General features: G+C 74.7%; 11 protein-coding genes. 7 read left to right on the top strand and 4 right to left on the bottom strand.

What is annotated here, in order from left to right; genetic code table 11:
• Positions 1–74: 74 nt before the first annotated feature.
• The 5 genes from ACFVHO_RS09050 (at position 75) to trpC (ending at position 15,331) form a co-directional block, all read left to right on the top strand.
• On the top strand, positions 75–11,054 hold the full coding sequence (locus ACFVHO_RS09050) for an amino acid adenylation domain-containing protein (protein ID WP_385711722.1): 10,980 nt from the start codon (positions 75–77) through the stop codon (positions 11,052–11,054).
• Positions 11,051–11,941, top strand: a complete 891-nt coding sequence (locus tag ACFVHO_RS09045) for an ABC transporter permease (protein WP_385711720.1) — start codon at positions 11,051–11,053, stop codon at positions 11,939–11,941. Before ACFVHO_RS09050 ends, ACFVHO_RS09045 begins: the two co-directional genes overlap by 4 nt.
• A 53-nt stretch (positions 11,942–11,994) precedes the next feature.
• Positions 11,995–13,251, top strand: coding sequence for a cytochrome P450 (locus tag ACFVHO_RS09040; RefSeq protein ID WP_385711718.1), 1,257 nt, complete (start codon positions 11,995–11,997; stop codon positions 13,249–13,251).
• Positions 13,244–14,308, top strand: coding sequence for a TauD/TfdA family dioxygenase (locus tag ACFVHO_RS09035; protein ID WP_385711716.1), 1,065 nt, complete (start codon positions 13,244–13,246; stop codon positions 14,306–14,308). The genes ACFVHO_RS09040 and ACFVHO_RS09035 overlap by 8 nt, the downstream gene beginning before the upstream one ends.
• A 195-nt stretch (positions 14,309–14,503) precedes the next feature.
• Positions 14,504–15,331, top strand: a complete 828-nt coding sequence (gene trpC, locus ACFVHO_RS09030; protein ID WP_385711714.1) for an indole-3-glycerol phosphate synthase TrpC — start codon at positions 14,504–14,506, stop codon at positions 15,329–15,331.
• 193 nt (positions 15,332–15,524) lie between these two features.
• Here the strand turns inward: trpC and trpD are convergent, their stop codons facing one another.
• A complete protein-coding gene (gene trpD, locus ACFVHO_RS09025) occupies positions 15,525–16,595 on the bottom strand; it encodes an anthranilate phosphoribosyltransferase (protein ID WP_385711847.1) in 1,071 nt (356 codons plus the stop codon).
• Positions 16,596–16,742: 147 nt separating this feature from the next.
• Between trpD and ACFVHO_RS09020 the strand changes: the two genes are divergently transcribed.
• The gene (locus ACFVHO_RS09020; protein ID WP_385711712.1) at positions 16,743–18,152 is read left to right on the top strand and encodes a PLP-dependent aminotransferase family protein; all 1,410 of its coding nucleotides are present in this window, start codon (positions 16,743–16,745) and stop codon (positions 18,150–18,152) included.
• Here the strand turns inward: ACFVHO_RS09020 and ACFVHO_RS09015 are convergent.
• Both ACFVHO_RS09015 and ACFVHO_RS09010 read right to left on the bottom strand, forming a co-directional pair.
• Positions 18,139–18,792, bottom strand: a complete 654-nt coding sequence (locus ACFVHO_RS09015; RefSeq protein WP_385711710.1) for an anthranilate synthase component II — start codon at positions 18,790–18,792, stop codon at positions 18,139–18,141. The genes ACFVHO_RS09020 and ACFVHO_RS09015 overlap by 14 nt on opposite strands.
• A 125-nt stretch (positions 18,793–18,917) precedes the next feature.
• Complete coding sequence (locus tag ACFVHO_RS09010) at positions 18,918–20,468, bottom strand: anthranilate synthase component I family protein (protein WP_385711708.1); 1,551 nt, start codon at positions 20,466–20,468, stop codon at positions 18,918–18,920.
• A 217-nt stretch (positions 20,469–20,685) separates the two neighbouring features.
• Between ACFVHO_RS09010 and ACFVHO_RS09005 the strand changes: the two genes are divergently transcribed.
• Complete coding sequence (locus ACFVHO_RS09005) at positions 20,686–22,134, top strand: class II 3-deoxy-7-phosphoheptulonate synthase (protein WP_385711706.1); 1,449 nt, start codon at positions 20,686–20,688, stop codon at positions 22,132–22,134.
• A 78-nt stretch (positions 22,135–22,212) separates the two neighbouring features.
• Here ACFVHO_RS09005 and ACFVHO_RS09000 read toward each other — a convergent pair whose 3' ends face one another.
• Positions 22,213–22,938: a thioesterase II family protein gene (locus ACFVHO_RS09000; RefSeq protein WP_385711704.1), complete on the bottom strand. Its 726-nt coding sequence runs from the start codon at positions 22,936–22,938 to the stop codon at positions 22,213–22,215.
• Between the last annotated feature and the right edge of the window lie 154 nt (positions 22,939–23,092).

Here is a 23,092-nt window from a genome sequence, read left to right as displayed (position 1 = left end):
ACATCAGCCCGCTGTCAGCGCGGTTTTCCGACGATCGAGGCTGTGACATCAGTGACCTTCGCTAGGGGATTGCTATGAACCGCATATCGACGGACCACCCGGCGACGGAGGGCCTTCCGCTCACCGCAGGACAGCAGGACATCTGGTTCGACGAGCAGTTGTCCGGCGGCGGCGCGACCTACAACACCGCCGCCTACTGGGACATCCGCGGCCCCCTGGACACCGGCCTCTTCCGGGCGGCCCTCGAGCGGCTCGCCGTCGAGGCCGAGTGCCTGCGGGTGCGGTTCGCCGAGTCCACCGAGGACGCGACCGGCCGGCCCCGGCAGTTCGTCGAGGAGCTCGACCGGCTGCCCCTGACGGTCACCGATGTCAGCGGCGCCGACGACCCGGAGGCCGCCGCCCGCGCCGCCATCGACGCCGACCTGCGCACCGCCTTCCCGGTGCGGGCCGCCGCGCACGTCCCGCTGTTCCGCCTGAGCCTGTTCACCATCGGCCCGGACCGCGCCTTCTTCTGCCTCGTCAGCCACCATCTCGTCACCGACGGCTTCAGCGTCGTGCTGCTGTGGCGGCGGCTCGCGGCGATCTACGAGGCGCTGCTCGCCGGTACGCCGCTGACCGAGGGCGCCTTCGCGCCGCTGTCGACCCTGGCCGACGCCGAGGCGGCGTACGGAGGTTCGGCGCGCGCCGACCGCGACCGCGCCTACTGGCAGGCACGGGTCGCCGACCGGCCGCCGCTGGTCAGCCTCGCCGCCCGCGACGTGCCGCCCGGCCAGACGTTCCTGCGGGACGTGGCCGTCCTCGACGCCGAGGTCGCCGAGCGGCTGCGGGCCGTGGCCTGGGAGGCCCGGGTGACCTGGCAGACCGCGCTCGTCGCCGCGATCGGCGCGTACACCGCCCGCATGGCCGCCACCGACGACGTGCTCCTCTCCCTGCCGGTGACCGCGCGCGCGGGCGCCGCCATGCAGGCCACCCCCGGCGTCGTCGTCAACTGCCTGCCGCTGCGCCTGACCGCGTACCCCACGACGACCCGCGCCGAACTCCTCGCGGACGCCTACCAGTCGCTGACCCACGGCCTCAAGCACCAGCGCCACCGCGTCAGCCAGATCCGCCGCGCCATGGGCCTCGGCAGCGACGACCGCAGGCCGTTCGGCCCGTACGTCAACGTCCTGCCGCAGGTCGAGCGCCTGCCCATCGGCCCTGCCACCGCCACCATCCACACCCCGTCCCCCGGCCTCGTCGACGACCTGGAGTTCACCGTCGCCGACAAGGGCGACGCCGGGATCGCCGTCGACCTCAGCGGCAACGAGGCCCGCTACGACGCCCGCGACATCCGCGACCACCTCGCCCGCTTCACCGGCTTCCTGGACCGCTTCCTGACCGCCGCGCCCGACACCCCGCTGTCCGCCCTCGACCTCGCCGCCCCCGGCGAGAGCGACGCCGACCTGACCGGGCCGGTCCGCGAGACCCCCTACCTCGGCGTCGTCGAGCGGATCCGGCAGCGCGCCGCCGAGACCCCGGGCGCCGTGGCCGTCACCGACGACGGCGGCAGCCTGGACTACGCCGGGCTCGTCGGGCGGGCCAGCGCCGTGTCGCGCGTGCTGACGGGCGCTGTGTCGCCGTCGGGGGGTGGATCGGCTCTGACAGGTGCCGTGCCGCAGTCGGGGGCCGGATCTGCCCTGACGGGCGCTGTGTCGCTGTCGGTGGGCGGATCGGCCCTCACGGGCGCCGTGCCGCAGCCGGGGGCCGGACCCGGCCCGACCAGCCCCGTCCCGCCGCTGATCACCGCTCCCGCCCCGACGGGCCCCGTCGCGATCCTCACCGAGCCCGGCCGCGACTTCGTCACCGCCGAACTCGCCGTCCTCGGCGCCGGACGCGCCTTCATGCCGCTCGACCCCGGCGCCCCGCTGCCCCGCCTCACCGCGCTCCTGCGCGACGCGGGCGCCGCCCTCGTCCTCACCGACGCCCACCACCGCGCCCTCGCCGAGCACATCACCGCCGACCTGCCCGGCGGCCCCCTGCCCGTCCACGTGCTCGACGGCACCCGCGACCCCGACACCGCGCTCGCCCCCGTCGTCGGCGGCCCCGACGACCTCGCGTACGTCATCCACACCTCCGGGTCCACCGGACGCCCCAAGGGCGCGATGGTGCAGCGCGGCGGCATGGTCAACCACATGCTCGCCAAGGTCGAGGAGTTCGGCCTCGACGCGGCCGACGCGCTCGTCCACAACGCGCCCGTCACCTTCGACGTCACCGTCTGGCAGACCCTCACCACACTGCTCGTCGGCGGCCGGGTCCGGGCCGTGAACCGCCTCGACCTCGCCGACCCCGACGCGCTGTTCCGCGTCATCTCCGAGGAGCACCTGACCGTCCTCGAAGTCGTACCGTCCCTGCTGCGCGCCGCCCTCGACGTGTGGGACGCCGCCGGGAGCGCGCCCGCGCTGCCCGCGCTGCGCTGGATGATCTCCAACGGCGAGGCGCTGCCCGCCGACCTGTGCGCCCGCTGGTTCGCCCGCCACCCCGGCATCCCGCTCGCCAACCTCTACGGCCCCACCGAGTGCTCCGACGACGTCACGCACGCCTACGTCCGCTCGGCCGCCGACCTCGACACGCCCGTCGTGCCGATCGGGCGGCCGCTGCGCAACACCCGCCTGTACGTCCTCGGGGACGACCTGCGGCCGGTGCCGCGCGGGGTGCCGGGCGAACTGTTCATCGCCGGGCGGGGCGTCGGCCGCGGCTACCTCGACGAACCGGGGCGCACCGCCGTCACCTTCGTGCCCGACCCGTTCGCCGCCGACGGCTCCCGGATGTACCGCACCGGCGACCAGGTGGTCCTGCGCCCCGACGGGCAGCTCGCCTTCGTCGGGCGCCGCGACCACCAGGTGAAGATCCGCGGCCAGCGCGTCGAGCTGGGCGAGGTGGAGGCGGGCCTGCGGGCCCTGGACGGGGTGGCCGACGCGGTCGCCGCGGCCGTCACGGACCCGGCGGGGCAGCGCCGCCTCGTCGGCTACGTGGTCATGGAGACGGCGGGCGACACCACGGGCGCGGCCCCCGCGCCGGGCGAACTGCGGGCCGCGCTCGCCGCGCTGCTGCCCGGGGCCCTCGTCCCCTCCGTGCTCCTGACCCTCGACGAACTCCCGCTCACCGCCCACGGCAAGGTCGACCGCAAGGCGCTGCCCGCGCCGCGCTGGGAGCAGGCCGAGGGCGCGCGCACCGGTGGCCTCGGCGGTACGGCGGCCGGGGGCGCGGGCGGCGGCGACGCGGGCGGCAGGGCGCGTCCCGAGGCGGAGCGGATCCTGCGCGCCGTGCTCGCGGACGTCCTCGGCCTGCCCGAAGTGGGCGCCGACGACAGCTTCTTCGAGCTGGGCGGCGACAGCATCAGCTCCCTCCAGGTCGTCAGCGGCGCCCGCCGCGCGGGCCTCGTCGTCACCGCCCGCGACGTGTTCAAGCACCGGACCGCGGCGGCCATCGCGGCCGTCGCCGGACGCGCCGCCGCGAAGCCGGTCGCCGTCGCGGACGGGGTCGGCGAGGTCGCCCTCACCCCGATCGTCGACCAGCTCCGCGAAGAGGTCTCCCAACTCCCTGATGCCACCCGTGAGTTCAGCCAGTACGTCACGGTCTCCGTGCCCGGCGACGTGTCCGCCGACGTCCTGGAGCGCGCCCTCCAGACGGTGCTCGACCAGCACGACGCACTGCGCCTCCGCCTCGGCGTGCCGGTGGCCGGGCTGTGGTCGCTGCGGACGCTGCCCCCGGGCGAGGTGGCGGCGGCCGACGTGCTCAGCCGCGTCACCGTGGCCCCGACGGCCGACCCGGACGCCGTCCTCACCGAGCAGGTGGCGGCGGCGCGGGCACGACTGCGCCCCGAGGACGGGCTGGTGGTCCAGGCGGTGCTGCTGGAGAGCGAGGGCGGGGGAGCGGGCGGGGGTGAGCTTGAGGCCGGGGCTGGTGCTGGTGGCGATGCCGCGACCGGTGCCGGTCTCGCCGCCGGGCTCGGTGCCGCAGCCGACGCCGGACCCGACGCCGCGACCAGCACGGCCGCCCCGAGGCTCCTCCTCGTCATCCACCACCTGGCCGTCGACGGCGTGTCCTGGCGGATCCTGCTGCCCGACCTGGAGGCCGCGTACACCGCGCTCGCCGCGGGCCGCGTCCCCCGGCTCGACCCCGTCGCCACCTCCTACCGCCGCTGGGCGACCCTCCTCGCCGAGGAGGCCCGCAGCGCGAGCCGCGTCGCCGAACTCCCCCTGTGGAGCGCCCAGTCGACCCCGGGCCCCGACGCCGCCGCCCTCGGCGACCGCCCCCTGGACCCCGCCGTCGACGTGCGCGCCGGCGCGGGCGCGCTCCGCGTCGAGCTGCCCGCCGACCGGACGCGGGCCCTGCTCACCCGGCTGCCCGCGGCCTTCGGCACCGAGGTCAACGAGGTGCTCCTGACGGGCCTCGCGCTGGCTCTCGCCGACCGTGCCCGGCGCCGGGGCGCCCCGGCCGGGCGCGCGCTGGTCGAGCTGGAGGGCCACGGCCGTGAGCAGTTCGCGGGCGCCGCCGAGGACGGTGGCGTCGATCTGTCGCGTACCGTCGGCTGGTTCACCAGCGTCTTCCCCGTCGCCCTCGACCTGGGCGACGTCGGCGGCCTCGGCGACGCCGAGTGGGCCGACCTGCACGCGGGCGGCCCCGCCTGCTCCGCCGCCCTCAAGCGCGTCAAGGAGACCCTGCGCGCCCTGCCCGACCACGGTTTCGGCCACGGACTGCTGCGTCACCTCAACCCGCAGACCGCCGCCGTGCTCGGCCGCGCGGGCACCCCGCGCGTCGGCTTCAACTACCTGGGCCGCTTCACCGTCGGGGAGCGCCGCGACTGGACCATGGAGGCCGGTACGTTCGGCCTCGGCGCGGCCCCCGAGACCCCGCTGCGGCACGCACTCGAACTGGTCTCCCTCACCGAGGACCGGCCCGAGGGCCCGGTGCTCGTGGCCGAGTGGACCTGGGCGGGCGCGCTGCTCGCCGAGGACGACGTACGGGCGCTCGCCGACGGCTGGTTCCGGGCGCTCGGGGCGCTCGCCGCGCACGCGGAGCGGCCGGACGCCGGGGGCCGCACCCCGTCGGAGTTCCCGCTCGTCACCGTCTCCCAGCGCGAGATCGAGGCGTACGAGGCCGAGTTCGCGCGCCTCGACGACATCCTGCCGCTGTCGCCGCTGCAGCGCGGCCTGCTGTTCCAGGCCGAGTTCGACCGGCAGGGCATGGACGCCTACACCCTCCAGGTCGTCCTCGACGTGGAAGGACCCCTCGACCCGGCCGCCCTGCGCGCCGCCGCCACCGCCCTCGTGGGCCGCCACCCCGGGCTGCGCGCCCGCTTCCGGGAACGGGACGCGGGCGACCCCGTCCAGCTGATCCCCGGCGCGGTCGACGTGCCATGGGCCGAGGTGGACCTGACGGACGTGGCCGCCGACGCCGTGGACGCCGAGCTGGCCCGGCGCACCGACGAGGAGTGGCTGCGCCGCTTCGACGTCGGCGAGGGCCCGCTGACCCGCTTCACCGTCTACCGCGCGGGCGCCGACCGGCACCGCGTCGTGTGGACCACCCACCACATGCTCGTCGACGGCTGGTCCCTGTCCGCGGTCCTCGCGAGCGATCTTGTGACGCTGTGGGCCAACGGCGCCGACACCTCCGTACTCCCCGAAATCGCCCCCGTGCGGGCCTACTTGGAGTGGGCCGCCGCGCAGGACAAGGCCGCCGCGAGGGAGGCATGGCAGAAGGAGCTCGCCGGGATCGACGAGCCGACGCGGCTCGGCCCGGCCGACCGGCCCCGGGTGTCCGTGCTGCCCGAGACGCTGACGGCCGAGCTGCCCGAGAAGCTCACCGCCGCCGTCTCCGCGTGGGCGCACGCGCGCGGCCTGACCCTGAACACCGTCATGCAGGGCTGCTGGGCCGTCGCGCTCGGCCGCCTCACCGGGCGGCGCGACGTCACGTTCGGCGCGGTGGCGTCCGGGCGCCCGGCGGACCTGCCGGACGTGGAGCGGATCGTCGGCGCGTTCATGCACACGCTGCCGGTGCGGGTGACGCTCGACCCGTCCGTGCCGTTCGAGACGATGCTCACCGACCTCCAGGACCGCCAACTCGCCCTGGAGCCGCACCAGCACCTCGGCCTCGCGGACGTCCAGCAGGGCGCGGGCGCGGGCGAGCTCTTCGACACCGTCGTCAGCTTCCACAACTATCCGTCCGGCGCCCTCGACACCCTCGGCGAGCACGTCCCCGGCCTGTCAACGCGGGCCTGGAACGCCCGCGTCGTCGCCGAATACCCCCTGGCGATGGGCGTGTTCCCGGTCGAGGGCCACCGGATGCGCCTGGAGGCCCAGTTCCGCCCCGACATCTTCGACACCGGCGAAGTCGCCGTGTTCGTACGCCGCTTCACCCGCGTCCTCGAACAGCTCGCCGCCGCGCCCGGCGCCCCCCTCGGCCGCCTCGACGCGCTCGGCGAGGACGAGCTGCGCCAGGTGCTCGGCGACTGGTCGGGCAGCGGCGGGGCACGTCCGGAGCGCGGCGGGCTCGCCACCGACGTGTTCCAGGCGCGGGCCGCCGAGACCCCGGACAAGACCGCCGTGGTCCTGCGCGAGCAGGAGGTGCCGTACGCCGACCTCAACGCCCGCGCCAACCGGCTCGCGCGGCTGCTCGTCGAGCTCGGCGCCGGACCCGAACGGGCCGTCGCGGTGATGCTGCCGCGCACCCCGGACCTGCTCGTCGCGGCCCTCGCCGCCGTCAAGGCGGGCGCCGCCTACGTCCCCGTGGACTCCGAGTACCCCGCGGACCGCGTCGGCTACATGGTCGAGGACGCCCGCCCGACGGTGTTCCTCACGGACACCGCCCTCGCGGAGCGGCCCGCCGGACTGCCCGGGACCGTCGGCGCGCACGCCGACGCCACGACCCGCCTGGTCCTGCTCGACGCCCCGGAGACCGCAGCGCGCCTCACCGCCCTCGACGCCGCCGACCTCACCGACGCCGACCGGACCGCTCCGCTGCGGCCGCGGCACCCGGCGTACATCATCTACACCTCCGGCTCCACCGGCCGCCCCAAGGGCGTCGTCGTGGCGCACACCGGGCTGCTCGCGATGGTCGACAGCCTCTCCGACCGCTTCGAACTCGACACGGACACCAGGGTGTTGCAGTTCGCCTCGTTCAGCTTCGACGCGTCCATCTTCGGGATCATGCTGGCGCTGCTCCCCGGCGGCACCCTCGTCATCGCCGACGAGGAGTGCCGCACCCCGGGACAGCCCCTGGTCGACCTGATCAACAACGCCCGCATCAACCTCGTCGCCCTGCCGCCCGTCGTCCTCGGCGCGCTCCCCGAGGGCGCCACGCTCCCCGCCGACCTGCGCCTGGTCGGCACCGGCGAGGCCGTGCCCGCGGAGGTAGTGGAGCGGTGGGCCGGGTCGGTGAAGATGTTCAACGGGTACGGTCCGACCGAGGCCGTCGTCGGCTGCACGGTCAGCGGCCCCCTCACCGCATCAGGGCGTCCGCCCATCGGCCGCCCCACCAACGCCCACCGCGTGTACGTCCTCGACCGCGACCTCAGGCCGACACCGCCCGGCGTGCCCGGCGAGCTGTACGTCGGCGGCGGCCTCGCCCGCGGCTACCTCGCCCGGCCCGGCCTCACCGCCGAGCGCTTCGTCGCCGACCCCTACGGCCCCGCGGGCGAACGCATGTACCGCACCGGCGACCTCGTGCGCTGGCTGCCGAACGGCGAACTCGACTACCTCGACCGCGTCGACGACCAGGTCCAACTGCGCGGCATCCGCGTCGAGCTGGGCGAGATCTCCTCGGCGCTGCTCGCCCAGGCGGGCGTGGAGCAGGCCGTCACGGTGGTGCGGGAGGACGAGGCGGGGGAGCGCAGGCTCGTGTCGTACGTGGTGGCCTCCGGGCCGGGCACGGGATCCGGGCCGGGAGCTGCCGCTTCCGGTGTGGGTGCTTCCTCCGGTGCCGGTGTTTCCTCCGGTACGGGCGCGGGGGTCGCCGCCGCCGACACCACCGCCCTGCGCGACCGCCTCGCCGAGGCCCTGCCCGACTACATGGTGCCCTCGGCCGTGGTCGCCCTCGACGCGCTGCCGATGACCGCCCAGGGCAAGCTGGACCGGGGGGCCCTGCCCGACCCGGAACTCGGCGCGGCCTCGCGCGGACGCGCGCCGCGCACCCTCACCGAGGGCATCCTGTGCGGCCTGTTCGCCGACATCCTCGGCGCCGACCACGTCTCCATCGACGACGACTTCTTCGAGATCGGCGGGCATTCGCTGCTCGCCACCCGCCTGGTCAGCCGCGCCCGCACCGCGCTCGGCGTGGAACTGCCCATCCGCGCGCTGTTCGACGCCCGCACCGTCGTGGCCCTCGCCGGGCACGTCGAGGCGGCGGCCCACGCCAGGCCGCCGCTGACCCCGGCACCGGCGGGCGCCGACCGGCCCCTGTCGTACAGCCAGCAGCGCCAGTGGTTCCTCAACCGGCGACAGGGGCGCGAGGACGGCTCGTACAACACGCTCCTGGCCTTCCGGCTCACCGGCCGCCTCGACACCGCCGCGCTCCAGCGGGCCCTCACCGACGTGGCCGCGCGCCACGAGGTGCTGCGCACGGTGATCCCCGAGACCGACGGCGTGCCCGCGCCCGAGGTGCGGGACGCCGCGACCGGCGGGCCGCACCTGAAGGCCGTCACCGTCCCGGAGGCCGACCTTGCCGCCGCGCTCGCCGCCGAGGGCGACCAGGGCTTCGACCTCACCGTCGAACTCCCGTGGCGGGCCCGGCTCTTCCCGGTGCGGCCCGACGAGTGCGTGCTGCTCCTGGTTCTGCACCACATCGTCTTCGACGGCTGGTCGATGGAGCCCCTGCAGAACGACCTCGCCACCGCCTACCGGGCCCGCGCCGCCGGGCACGCGCCGCGCTGGACGCCGCTGCCGGTGCAGTACGCTGACTACGCGGTGTGGCAGCGGGAGCTGCTCGACGGCGGCGGTGACGGCGACGGGGGTGCCGAGAGTCTGGCCGGGCGGCAGTTGGCCTTCTGGCGGGACGCCCTCGCCGGTCTTCCCGACGAGCTCGACCTGCCGACGGACTTCCCGCGCCCGGAGGCGAGTGCCTCGCACGGCGACGTGGTCCTCTTCGACGTGGAGCGCGACCTCGCCGACGCGCTCGCGGCGTTGGCGAGGTCCACCGGCAGCACCGACTTCATCGTCTTCCAGGCGGCCCTCTCGGCCCTCCTCACCGGGCTCGGCGCGGGCACCGACATCCCCCTCGGCGTCTCGGTGGCCGGCCGCGCCGACGAGTCGCTGAACGACCTCGTCGGCATGTTCATCAACTCCCTCGTCCTGCGCGGCGACACCGGCGGCGACCCCACCTTCCGCGAGCTGCTCGGGCGGCTCCGGGAGACCGACCTCGCGGCGTACGCCCACCAGGACGTGGCCTTCGACCAGGTCGTCGACGCGCTCAAGCCGCCGCGCTCGCTCAGCCGCAACCCGCTGTTCCAGATCGGCCTCGGCGTCCGCACGGAGGGCGTCACGGACCTCGACCTGCCGGGCCTCACGGTCCGCCCCGAGTACGTCGGCTCCGACCACGCCAAGCTCGACCTGCTGCTCGAACTGGTCGCCTGGCCCGGCCACGAGGGCCTGCGCGGGCTCCTCACCTTCAGCACCGACCTGTACGCGCGGGCCACCGCGGAGCACATGGTCGAGCAGTTCACGCGGGTGCTGCGGGCCGTGGCGGCGGACCCGGACGTGCGGCTCGGCGAGCTGGGGGTGGAGGCGGTGGCCGAGGCGGTCGTGGAGCCCGAGGCGGCCCCCGAGGCGGCCGAAGCCGTGGAGCCCGTGGCAGAACCCCTGCTCCCCACCGCCGAGGACACCCTCTGCGACATCGTCGCGGGGCTCCTGGGCGTCGAGCGGTTCGCCGCCGAGGAGAACTTCTTCGAGGTGTCCGGCGGCATGGACAGCATGAAGTCGCTGCGCCTCGTCAGCCAGGCGCGCAAGGCCGGGCTGAAGATCAGCATCGCGGACGTCTTCGCGCACCAGAGCGTGCGGGCCCTGGCCGCGACCCTGACCCCGGAACCGGCCGAGACCCCGCAGGACCCCGAGGCACCGGACCCCGCACCGGACCCCGCCCCCGCGCCCCCCGCCGCGTCCCCGGCCCCCCGCGGCAGCACCCAGATCGTCGCCGACGCCATCGACGCCATCGGCTCGCAGGGCACGGCGGCCGGGAACGACGAGGCGGACCCCTTCGCGACCGTCCTCCCGCTGCGCGAGACCGGCTCGCGCCCGCCCGTGTTCTGCGTGCACAGCGGCGTCGGACTCGCCCTCTCGTACCTGCCGCTCACGCGCCACATCGACGCGGAGCACCCGGTGTACGGCATCCAGGCGCCCGCCGTCGTCGCGGGCGCCCCGCTGCCCGACAGCATCGAGGACATCGCCGCCGCGTACGTCCGGCTCATCAAGGGCGTACGGCCCAGCGGCCCGTACCACCTCCTCGGGTGGTCCTTCGGCGGGATCGTCGCGTACGAGATCGCCGTGCAGCTGCGCGCGGCCGGGGACGAGGTGGGCCTGGTGGCCAACCTCGACTCGTATCCGCGTACCGGAGTGGCCGACACCAGGGGCGGCGAGCAGAACATGCTCGCCTGGTTCCTGGAGGGCGTCGGCCACCACCGCTCCGAGTTCGGCGACCGCGACCTCACCTCCGACGACGTCATCGACGTCCTGCGGCGCGACGGCAACCCGCTGGCGCGGCTCGGCGAGGAGCGCATGGGCCGGATGCTGCGGCTCATGGCCCGGCACCAGGCGATCATCCCCGACTACACGCCGGGCGCCTTCGACGGCCGGATGCGGCTCTTCCTCGCCGACCACTCGCCCTGGGGCGACGTGACGGACAAGGAGCGGCTGTGGGAGCCGTACTGCACGGGCGAAGTGGCCGTCCACCGCGTCGAGTGCGCGCACGACGACATGCTCGACCCCGGGCCGCTCGCCGAGATCGGGCCGCTCGTCGCCGCCGAACTGGCCCGGATGCAGGCCAAGTCGGAGCGTGCGGCCAGGGCCGGGCGGGAGACGTCATGACCGCCACCCTCCTGGAGCCGGGCCCGCCGGCGGGCCGACCCGCCGGGCGGCCAGGACCCGGCGGCCCGCCCGGTGCCGCACTGCCGCCCGCCCGGACCGGCCCCGCGGCCCTCCTCACCGAGGTCCTCGCGGTCGCGGGCCGCAGGCTCCGGCGGCTGCGCCGGGCCCCGGGGCGGGCCATCGGCATCGTCCTCAACCCGCTGGTGTCGATGGTCCTGCTCGGCTATCTCTTCCGGGACGCCATCACGCTGCCCGCGGGCGGCGAGTACACCGAGTACGTCTTCGCGGGCGGCGCGGTGCAGGTCGGCCTCGCCTGCGTCGGGCCGACGGCGGTGTCCATCGCCATGGACCTGCGCGGCGGGCTCGTCGACCGGTTCCGCTCGCTGCCGATCAGCAGATCCGCGGTGCCGATCGGGTACACCCTCGCCGACCTCCTCGTCGGGCTCGCCGGGCTCGCCGTCACGGCGGGCGCGGGCCTCGCGCTCGGCTGGCGCTCGCACACCGGGGTGCTGCCCACGCTCGCCGGGTTCGGGATCGTCGCGCTCTTCCTGTACGCGATGCTCTGGCTCGGCGTGCTCCTCGCGATGACGTTGCGCAGCGTGGAGACGATCAGCGTGGTCGCGCCGTTCATCGTGGTCGTCCTGCCGTTCCTGTCCAGCGCGTTCCTCGCCCCGCAGTCCATGCCGGGCGCCATCCGCCCGGTCGCCGAGTGGAACCCGGTGAGCGCCGTCATCGCCTCCTGCCGCGACCTGTGGGGCAACCCGGCCACCAGCGGCGGCGGCTTCCCCGGCGAGCATCCGCTGGTGGTGGTCGCCGTGACCCTGGGCGCGCTCTTCGCGACCTGCGTCGTCGTGAGCCTGCGCCGGTTCCGTACCGCGGGCTCCTAGGCCCGGTTCCGTACCGCGGGCTCCTGAGCCCCGTGCCTGAAGGAAGTCACCTCATGTCCCTGACCCAGGTGTTGGCGCCGCCGGACCCGGCAGCCGTCGACCTCACCGACCCCCGCACCTTCCACGACGTGGACACGCACGCCCTGTGGCGGCGGTTCCGCGAGGAGAGCCCCGTCCACTGGCACCCGCCGACCGAGCGCGCGCCCGGCTTCTGGGTGGTGTCCAAGTACGAGGACGCCGTCGCCGTGTACCGCGACAACAAGCGGTTCACCTCGGAGAAGGGCAACGTCCTCACCACCCTGCTCCAGGGCGGCGACTCCGCCGCGGGCAAGATGCTCGCCGTCACCGACGGGCCCCGCCACCGCGCGATCCGCAACCTCATGCTGAAGTCCTTCGCGCCGCGCGTCCTGCAGCCCGTCGTCGACGGGGTGCACCGGCACACCCGCGAACTCGTCGCCCGCGCCGTCGAGTCGGGCGACGCCGACTTCGTCACCGACGTCGCCGACCACGTGCCGATCCACACCATGGGCGACCTCATGGACATCCCGCACGCCGACCGCCCGCGCCTGGTCGAGTGGAACACCCAGACCCTGTCCCGGCACAGCAGCGAGGACAGCGAGCTGGAATCGCTCATGGCGCGCAACGAGATACTGCTCTACCTCTCCGAACTCGCCGCCGAGCGACGCCGCGCCCCCGGCGACGACGTCATCAGCGTCCTGGCCACCGCGACCGTCGACGGGGAGCCGCTGACCGAGGACGAGATCGTCCTCAACTGCTACAGCCTGATCCTCGGCGGCGACGAGTCGACCCGCATGTCCCTCGTCGGCGGTCTCATCGCGCTCGCCGAGAACCCGGAGCAGTGGCGGCGCCTCAAGGCGGGCGAGGTCACCTCCGACAGCGCCACCGAGGAGATCCTGCGCTGGACCACGCCCGCCATGCACTTCGGGCGCCGCGCCCTCGTCGACGTACCCCTGCGCGAGCAGGTCATCAAGGCGGGCGACGTCGTCACCCTGTGGAACAGCTCCGCCAACTTCGACGAGGACGTCTTCACCGACCCGTACTCCTTCGACGTGGGGCGCAGCCCCAACAAGCACGTCGTCTTCGGGCACGGCCCGCACTTCTGCCTCGGCGCGTTCCTCGGCCGCGTCCATGTGAACGCCATGGTCGAGACGGTGCGCGACCAGGTCGCGCGGATCGACCTGCGCGGTCCCGCGCGGCGGCTCTACTCCAACTTCGTACACGGCTACAGCGGTCTGCCCGTCGCCTTCACGGCGGAGCCGGCCAGGGAAAGGACGGACGGCGATGCGTGACGAGAGGCGTACGACGGGCGGGACGACGCTGGCCGTGCTGCACGTCGAGGGCGACTTCGGGGCGGACGGTGACTTCGGGGCTGACGGTGGCTCCGGGTCGGACGGTGGCTCCGGGTCGGACGGTGGCTCCGGGGCGCGTGGTGACAGCGGCGTCCAGGTGGGTAAGGGGGCCGGAAGCGGAGCATCCGACTCCTGGGAGGCAGTGCGCGTGCGGGCCGACGAGCTGATCGCCGAGTGCGGCGCCGTGCTCGTACGCGGACTCGGCATCGCGGACGCCGCCGCCTTCCACCGCACCGTCACCCGCTTCGGCGACTCCCTCATCGGCAGCTACCGCGGCGGCAACACCCCGCGCGCCACTGTGTCCGACGGCGTCTTCACGTCCACGGAGTACCCGGCGCGCTACGACATCTCCCTCCACAACGAGATGTCGTACGCCAAGGCCTGGCCGACACGGCTGTACTTCTGCTGCCTCGACGCGGCCGACACCGGCGGCGCCACCCCCGTGTGCGACGGCGAGGCGCTGCTCGCGGGCCTCGCGCCCGAGGTGCGCGCGCGCTTCGCCGACGGCGTCGTCTACCACCAGCACCTGCACGGCGGCTTCGGCCTCGGCAAGTCCTGGCAGGCGACCTTCGAGACCGAGGACAAGGCGGTCGTCGAGGAGTTCCTGACCGCGTCCGAGGCCGAGTTCACCTGGACCGAGGACGGCGGACTGCGCGTGCGCCAGCACCGGCCGGGTATCCGCAAGAACCCGCGCACCGGCCGCGACACCTGGTTCAACCAGGCCGACCAGTGGCACCCCTCCAACCTCCCCCCGGAGGAGGCCGAGACCCTGCTCTCCCTCATCGACGACCACGACGAACTGCCGCACTGGATCACCTACGCCGACGGCACTCCGCTCTCCGACGAGGACCTCGCCGACGTGCGCGCGTCCCAGCGCGCCAACCGGATCGCCGAGCCCTGGCAGGCCGGCGACATCATGATCGTCGACAACATGTCCGTCCTGCACGGCCGGGAGGCCTTCACCGGCACGCGCAAGGTGGTGGTGTCCATGACCTGAGCGGCGCGGCCCGGACCGCCGTGACCTGGACCGACGTGGTCCCGGCCGCCGCTCCCCGGACCGCGCGCAGCCCGCTGCTCGACGGGCGGACCGCCGGACCACACCCTCCCACCTGGGACTTTCAACGAACGCTAAAGGGTGTGGTCCGGGGCTCCGGCCGTCCTTAGGTTTGTCGGCATAGGGAAGGACGGATGGATGAACGCGCTCGACGAGATCATCGGGGCGGTGCGGGCCGACCTGGCGGAGCGGCGCCGGCTGGTTCCGGAGGCCGAGCTTTCGGACCGCGTGGCGGAGGTCGGCCCCGGCCTGGACTGCGCCGCGCTGCTCTCCGGGGCGGACGGCATGAAGGTCATCGCCGAGGTCAAGCGGAACAGCCCGTCCCGGGGGTGCCTGGCCGACATCGTCGACCCGGCGGGCCTCGCCGCGGAGTACGAATCGGGTGGCGCGGCGGCGATCAGCGTCCTCACCGAGCGGCACCGCTTCGGCGGCCACCTCGCCGACCTGGACGCGGTGGGGGCGCGGGTGCGGGTGCCGCTCCTGCGCAAGGACTTCATCGTCGACCCGTATCAGCTCTGGGAGACGCGGGCGCACGGCGCGGACCTGGTCCTGCTCATCGTCGCCGCCCTCGAACAGCCGCTGCTCGCCGAGCTGTTGGCGCTGGCCGCCGAGATCGGCCTGACGCCCCTGGTGGAGGTGCACGACGAGACGGAGGTCAAGCGCGCCCTCGACGCGGGCGCCTGGATCATCGGCGTCAACGCCCGCGATCTGCGCACCCTGGAGATGGACCGAGGCATGTTCGCCCGGCTCGCCCCGGAGATTCCGGAAGGCGTGGTGCGCATAGCCGAGTCCGGCGTCCGGGGCCCCGAAGACGCCATGGCGTACGCGGCCCAGGGCGCCGACGCGATCCTCGTGGGCGAGTCCGTGGTGACGGGCGGCGACAGCAGGAAGGCGGTGGCCGAACTGGTGGCGGCGGGGCGGGGCCTGGCGCGGCAGCGGGGGCGGGGGGTCGGGGGGATCGGGTGAGCGCGGGGTTCGTGTCTGCGTCTGCGTCTGAACAGGCGTCTGCGCTTGTGCTTGTGCTTGTGAAACCTGGTTCTGCCTGAGCCTGAGCCTGTGGCGTGTGGTCCGGCCCGGGCTCGTGGCAGTTGCCCTCCCGACGGCCGAAGGCCCCGGTCGCCCGGGGCCCGTTGGACGGTGCTCGTCCCGGCTGTCCCGCTCACGCCCCCTGGTCGCGGCGCTTCGTCGTGACCGTCGCCCACCGGTCGAGCACGGCCGCGGCGGCGCCCGAGTCGAGGGCCTCGGCGGCGCGGTCCACCCCGGCGGCGATGCGCTCCGTGACGCAGGCGGTGCTCGGCTCAAGGGCCGCGAGCCCCGCGGCGGCCGAGAGCAGGACGGCATCCCTGACCGGACCGCGGGCCCCCGCGACCAACTCGCGTGCCACCCGCGCGTTGTGCGTCCGGTCACCGCCGCGCAGCGCGTCCCCGGTGGCGTACGCCATGCCGATGTCCCTCGGGTCGAAGGACTCCTCGCGCACCCCGGAGCCGGAGACCGACCAGACCGTGGAGGTAGTCGTGACCGTCAGCTCGTCCATCCCGTCGTCACCCCGGAAGACAAGCGCCGACACGCCCCTCCGGGCGAGGACGGCCGCGAGCAGCGGCGCGAGCCGGGCGTCGGCCACGCCCACCGCACGGGCCACCGGCGCGGCCGGGTTCGTCAGCGGGCCCAGGATGTTGAAGACCGTGCGGATGCCCAACTCCCGGCGCGGCCCCGCCGCGTGCCGCATCGCCGGGTGGAACAGCGGCGCGAAGCAGAACGTGATGCCCACCTCCTCCGCCACCTCCGCGATCTCCGGCGCGGGCAGGTCGAGCGCCACGCCCAGCTCCTCCAGGACGTCGGCGGAGCCGCACGCCGAGGACGCCGAGCGGTTGCCGTGCTTGACGACGCGCGCCCCGGCGCTGGCGGCGACGACGGCCGACATCGTGGAGATGTTGACACTGTGGGAGCCGTCGCCACCGGTGCCGACGATGTCGAGGGCGGGCCCGGCCACGGACAGCGGCACGGCGTGCGCGTACATGGCGTCGACCAGGCCGTCGATCTCCTCGGCGGTCTCGCCCTTGGCGCGCAGCGCCACCATCAGACCCGCGAGCCGCGCGGGTCCCGCGGCGCCCGACATCACCTGATCCATCGCCCAGGCGGTCTCGGCCGAGGTCAGATCCCTGCGGCTCAGCAGTGCGTTCAGCAGTTCCGGCCAGGTACGGCCCTGTGGCTCATCGGCGGTCACGGGAATTCTCCTCGAATCCTCGAAGAAGAAGAGCACGTCCCTTTCATTCTGGAGAGCGGCCGACACACATTCCAGACCACTTTTCGAGGAGCCGTACGGGCCAATTCCAGAAGAACTCGAAGAAGTTCACGAGGCACAGGAAAGGGAGGGGCCGTGGCCCTGCACATGGCAGTGGACGTCGTCAGGGAATCCGAACAGTCCCTGACCTCCCAGATACAGCGCTTCATCAGGAAGGAGATAGCGGAAGGCATCCTGCACCCGGGCACGCGCCTGCCGTCGAGCCGCCGCCTCGCGGACGACCTGGGCGTCTCCCGCAGCGTGGTCGTGGAGGCGTTCGGGCAGCTCGTCGCCGAGGGCTATCTGGAGGCGGTGCGGGGCGCGGGCACCCGCGTGGTGGCGCACCTGGAGGCCGAGCCGCCGCAGGTCGTGCCCGCCCTCCTGGAAGAGGGACCGGACGCGCACGCCGCCGGGGCCCGCTGGGACCTCAGACCCGGCGGCCACACCTTCGCGGCGTTCCCGCGCCGCGAGTGGCTCAGCTGCTACCAGCGCGTCCTGAACCGCGCCGACGCCACCGGCCACGGCTATCCGCCGCTCGCCGGCGAGCCGGCGCTGCGCCTCGAACTGGCCCACTGCCTGGGCCGGTTGCGGGGCGTGCGCACGGGCGCCGACCAGGTGATGGTGGTCGCGGGATTCGCGCAGACGCTGTCCCTGGTGTGCGCGGCCCTGGCCCAGGACGGGGTGACGGCGCTCGGCATCGAGGACCCGGGCCACCCCGGGCAGCGGCAGTTCGTGCGCGACAGCGGCCTGTGCCCGGTGCCGCTGCCCGTGGACGCCGAGGGCGTCGACGTCGAGGCGCTCGCCGCGTCCGGCCTGCGCGCCGTCCTGGTCACGCCCGCCCACCAGTTCCCCACCGGCGTCAAACTGTCCGCGAGCCGCCGCGAGGCCCTGGCCCGCTGGGCGCGCGACACCGGCGGCCTGGTGATCGAGGACGACTACGACGGCGGGCTCTGGTACGAACAGGGCGGCATCCGCCCGCTCGCCTTCCAGCGCGAGGCCCCCGACCACGTCGTGTACGCGGGCACGGCCAGCAAGACCCTCGCCCCCGGCCTGCGCCTCGGCTGGATCGCCGCGCCCCGGCCGCTCCTCGACCGCCTGTTGAGGGTGCGCGCCCGCCAGGACCTGGGCACGGACACCCTCACCCAGCTGGCCTTCGCCGAACTCCTGCGCGGCGGCCTGTTCGACCGCCATCTGCGCCGCCTCAACGCCCGCGCCCGCAGCCGCCGCGAGGCCCTGGAGGAGGCCGTGCGGAAACACTTGCCCGGCGCCCGGGTCATCGGCCGGGCGGCGGGCCTGCACGCGTACGTGCGGCTGCCCCGGCACGTGGACGAGGCCGCGGTGGTCGCCGGGGCGCTCGCCCGGTCCGTCCTGGTGCGCGGCGGCGCGGCGTTCCACGCCCGGCCGGGGCCCACCGCGCCCGCCCTGGTCGTCGGCCACGCACACCTGCCCCGCTCGGGCGTCACGGAGGCGGTGCGGGAGCTCGCGGAGGTGGTCAGGGGGAGGTGAACGCGGCGGTGGCGGCCCCGAATCCGGCCGGGGGCGCCGTGGCCCCGGCTTCGGCGGCCCCGGCCCGGGCGGCAGCGGCCTGCCCGAGGAAGTTCTCCATCATCGCGAGCCCCCCGTTCGTCATGATGCTCTCGGGGTGGAACTGCACGCCCTCCACGGGCAGTGTCCGGTGCCGCAGGCCCATCACGTACCCGTGGTCGAGGGCGGTGGCCGTCGTCACCAGCTGCGCGGGCAGCGGTTCGGCGACGACCAGGGAGTGGTAGCGGGTGGCTTCGAGGGTGTGCCCGAGGCCCTGGAAGACCCCGGCGCCGTCGTGCCGCACGGTGCTGGTGCGCCCGTGCATCACCTGCCCGGCCACCTCGACGCGCCCGCCGTACGCGAGCGCGACGGCCTGGTGCCCCAGGCACACGCCGAGCAGCGGCACCCGCCCCGCGAACTCCCGTACCAGCTCCACGTGCCCGGACGCGGCGGGATGCCCGGGCCCCGGCCCGAGGACCACCGCGTCGGGCTCGGTCGCGGCCAGCTCGGCGGGGGAGCGGGTCAGCGAGCGCACCACCCGGGTGCGCGCCCCGAGCGTGCGCAGGTACTGGTCGATGATGTGGACGAAGCTGTCGTAGGCGTCGATCAGCAGGACGTTCATGTCCGGGATGCCTCTCTCGTACGGGGCCGGGGGAGTGTCGTACGCGGACCGCGCGCGGGGCCCGGCCGGTGCGGGCGGCGGGGTGAGCCCGCGCGGCCCGAGCGGCCAAAGGTGCGGCGCGCCGGTCACGGCAGCAGCTCCGCACCGGTGAGGGCCCAGTACGCGGCGCCCATCTTCGCCAGCGTCTCGCGCCACTCGGCCTCGGGCTCGGACTGGGCGACGAGCCCCGCCGAGCTCTGCGTGGAGTAGGTGTCCCCGTCGTGCTCGACCGTGCGGATGCACAGCGCCAGCTCGCTCCAGCCGCGCACGTCGACCAGGCCGACCGCGCCCGCGTAGGCACCGCGCCGCTCCCGCTCCAGACCGTCGACGATCTCCATGGCGCGCACCTTCGGCGCCCCGGTCATGGTGCCCGCGGGGAACGTCGCCCGCACCGCCTGCCAGGTGCCCGCGCCCTCTTCTAGCTGCCCCGACACCGTCGACACCAGGTGGAAGACGTGGCTGAAGCCCTCCACGGCCATCAGCCGGTCCACCGGCTTGGTGCTCGCCGTGGTGACCCGGCCGATGTCGTTGCGGCACAGGTCGACCAGCATGATGTGCTCGGCCTGCTCCTTGATGGACTCGCGCATCTCCTTGACCCGGCGCTGGTTCTCCTCCTCGTCGGGGCCGCGCCGCGCGGTGCCCGCGATGGGGCGCATCACGATCTCGTCGCCCTCGATCCGGAAGAACAGCTCAGGGCTCGCCCCGATCAGGGTGCGGCCCGCGCGCGGCATCAGATACATGTACGGCGACGGGTTGCGGGCGCGCAGCCGCCGGTAGACGTCGACGGGCGTCAACGCGGTGCGGACGTCGATGCGGTGGCCGATCTGGATCTGGTAGACGTCGCCGACCCCGATGTGCTCCAGGCAGGTCCTCGCCCAGCCCAGGAACGTCTCGCGGTCCACGCTGTCCCGCACGGACTCGGGCCCGGGCGCCTCGGGGACCACCGCGGACGGCCGCGCGCCCGACCGTGCCGCCGCGTGTGCGGCCTCGTGCGCCACCGCCCGGGCCGCCGTCGGATCGCCGTCCCCGAACGCCCGGCTCTCGGCCCGCAGATGGCGCACCGACCCGTCGGCCAGGTCGTACCAGACGGTGTCCCTGAAGAGCGTCAGCGTGATGTCCGGCGCGTCCGGCTCCCCGGTCCTGGCGGGCAGCGCCTCCAGGTGCCAGGCGGCCTCGTACGCGAGCGAGGTGAGGAAGCCGAACGCGTAGGCCGTCGTGGGCAGTTCGGTGTCGAGGGCGAACAGGTGCTGCGCGCGGCCGAGGAAGTCCCAGACCTGGTCGGCGGCGGTGAGGCGGAGCCGGTGCACGCCCGGGTCCGGCTCCCGCGGATGGTCCCCGCGCAGCCCGGCCGCCAGGGCCGCACCGGCGAGCGCGCGGGTGAGGGCGGGCGTGCCGTCGAGGTCGACGTACCCGTCGTACACCCGGATCTCCGCGAGCCGCCCGAAGCCGACGACGGCCGCACGGCGGTCCTGGTCGGCGCCGTCGACGCTCTCGAACAGGAACACGTCGTCCCCGCCGAGGGCCGCGCGCAGGGGGACGTACAGGTCCAGGGGGTCGTGGCGGGGCAGTTCGGCATCGGTCACCCGCACGTCGACCGGCGTGAAGTCCGGCGTGCGGTCCGGCGTGAAGTCCGGCATGGTGAACTCCTTGTGAATTCGCCGCCGTCGGCTTGTCCCACGGCCGCCTTTCGGTGCTGCCGGAAAGTCAAACAGCGGTGCCGTGAACCGTGCCAGACCAATTCCGGGGACTCGGGGCGGACCAATTCCGAAACGCTTGACCCCGGCGGGGCCGTACGGATTCAGTTGTGGGGCGTTTCCGTTCCTCCTGTCCTATGTCCGCACGGGGAAGGCCGTCATGAAAGCCAGCGCAAGAGCCAGCAAAAGGGAAATCGCGGCGAAGAATCCGGCCGCCGAATCCTGGCGGGCGTTCCCCGCCCGGCAGCAGCCCGACTGGCCGGACCCGCGCGCCCTGCGGGCCGTCACCGACGACCTGGCCACCGCGCCGCCGCTGGTCTTCGCCGCCGAGTGCGACCAGCTGCGGCGGCGCATGGCGGCCGTCGCGCGCGGCGAGGCCATCCTGCTCCAGGGCGGCGACTGCGCCGAGACCTTCGAGCGGGCCACCGCCGACGCGATCCGCGGCAAGCTCCAGACGCTGCTCCAGATGGCCGTGGTCCTCACGCACGCCACCGCGCTCCCCGTCGTCAAGGTCGGCCGCATGGCCGGGCAGTACGCCAAGCCGCGGTCCAGCGCCGTCGAGGAGCGCGCCGGGGTCGTCCTGCCCTCGTACCGGGGCGACGCGGTCAACGCCCTGGAGTTCACCGAGGCGGCCCGCGTCCCCGACCCGCGCCGCCTGCGCGCGATGTACGAGGCGTCGGCGCGCACCCTCAACCTGGTGCGCGCCCTGACCACGGGCGGCTTCGCGGACCTGCGCCAAGTGCACGCCTGGAACGAGGGGTTCGTGGCCGCGTCCGGCGCCGGCGAGCGCTACGCACAGCTCGCCGACGAGATCGGCCGCAGCCTCGACTTCATGCGGGCCTGCGGCGTCGACACCCGGGAGCTCGCCACCGCCGAGTTCTTCGTCGGCCACGAGGGGCTGCTCCTGGACTACGAGGCGGCCCTGACCCGCACCGAGCCCGCTGCCCGCACCGAACCGGGAACCCGCACCGACCCGGGAACCCGCACCGACCCCGACCCCGACCTCGGCACCGGCCGCGCCTACGCCACCAGCGGCCACCTCCTCTGGATCGGCGAGCGCACCCGCGACCTCGACGGCGCCCACGTCGAGTACTTCTCCCGCGTCGCCAACCCCATCGCCGTCAAGCTCGGCCCGACGACCTCCCCCGACACCGTCCTCGCCCTGCTCGACCGGCTCGACCCCGACCGGGAGCCCGGCCGTCTCACGTTCGTGGTGCGCGCGGGCGCCGACCGCGTGCGGGACCTGCTGCCCACCCTCGTGGAGAAGGTCAACGCCGAGGGCGCCCTGGTCGCATGGGTCAGCGACCCGATGCACGGCAACACCACGACGGCGCCGAGCGGCCACAAGACCCGGCGGTTCGACACCGTCCTCGACGAGGTGCGCGGGTTCGTGGAGGTCCACCAGGAGCTCGGCACCCACCCCGGCGGCATCCACGTCGAGCTGACCGGCGACGACGTGACCGAGTGCGTCGGCGGCGGCAACGCCGTCCTGGAGGAGGACCTGCCGCACCGCTACGAGACGGCCTGCGACCCCCGCCTCAACCGCGCCCAGTCCCTGGACCTGGCGTTCCTGCTCGCCGAGATGTACCGGGGGCGCGGCGGGAGTTGACGAGGGCCCGCCCCGGCCAGGTCCGCGCCCCCCGACCCTCAGCCCGCGCCTACTGGCCTCAGCCCGCGCCCACCGGCCTCAGCTCGCGCGCAGGGCGTCCTCGACGATCCGCAGCGGCGGCTCGTCCGTCAGGTAGAAGTGCCCGCCGGCGAGCGTGTGCAGCGTGACCGGGCCCCGGGTCTGCTCCCACCAGGCGGCGGCCTCGGCGGGGCTCACCCGGGTGTCCGCCTCGCCGCGCAGCACCGTGACGGGGCAGTCGAGGAGCGCGTCGGGGCCGCCCGCGTAGCCCGCGACCATCCGGAAGTCCGCGCCCACGTACGGCATCACGAGCTCCAGGAACACCGGGTTGTCGAGCAGCTCAGCGTCCGTGCCGCCGAGCTGGGCGAGGGTGCGCAGGACGGCCGCGTCGTCCACCTCGGCGGCGCGCTCCGGGGTGCCGGTCGCCGTGTGCGGGGCGCGGGCCGCCGACGCGAAGAAGTGGCTCACCTCCGCGCCGTCGGCCTGCCAGAGCCGGGCCACCTCATAGGCAACGAACGCGCCCATGCTGTGCCCGAAGAACGCCGTGGGCCGCCCGTCGGGCAGCGGGCGCAGCTCCTCGGCGAGGTCGCGGGCCATCGCCTTCAGGTCCGTGGCGGGCGGTTCGGCGATGCGGTCGGCGCGCCCCGGATAGCAGACCGTGTGGACCTCCACGTCCGTGAGCGCCTTGCCCCACGAGCGGTAGAAGTACGGCGAGCCCCCGGCGTGCGGGAAGCACACCAGGCGGCCCGCCGCGAAGGGCCGTGCCTCGACTGCTTGCGTCCACACCATTGCCGTCCCCCAGTCAGCCGGTCGTCCACCGGCGTGCGACGGCACACCGGTCGGCCCCCATGATTCCACCGCCCGCTGACAGCGACCTGACCGCCGAACGTGAGCTGCGGCACCCCGGCCGGGCCCCGCGCCCCGCCCCCACTCGCCCCGC

This window comes from Streptomyces sp. NPDC127108 (assembly GCF_042677545.1).
GTDB lineage: Bacteria > Actinomycetota > Actinomycetes > Streptomycetales > Streptomycetaceae > Streptomyces.
This window is presented reverse-complemented; position numbering and strand designations above follow the sequence as displayed.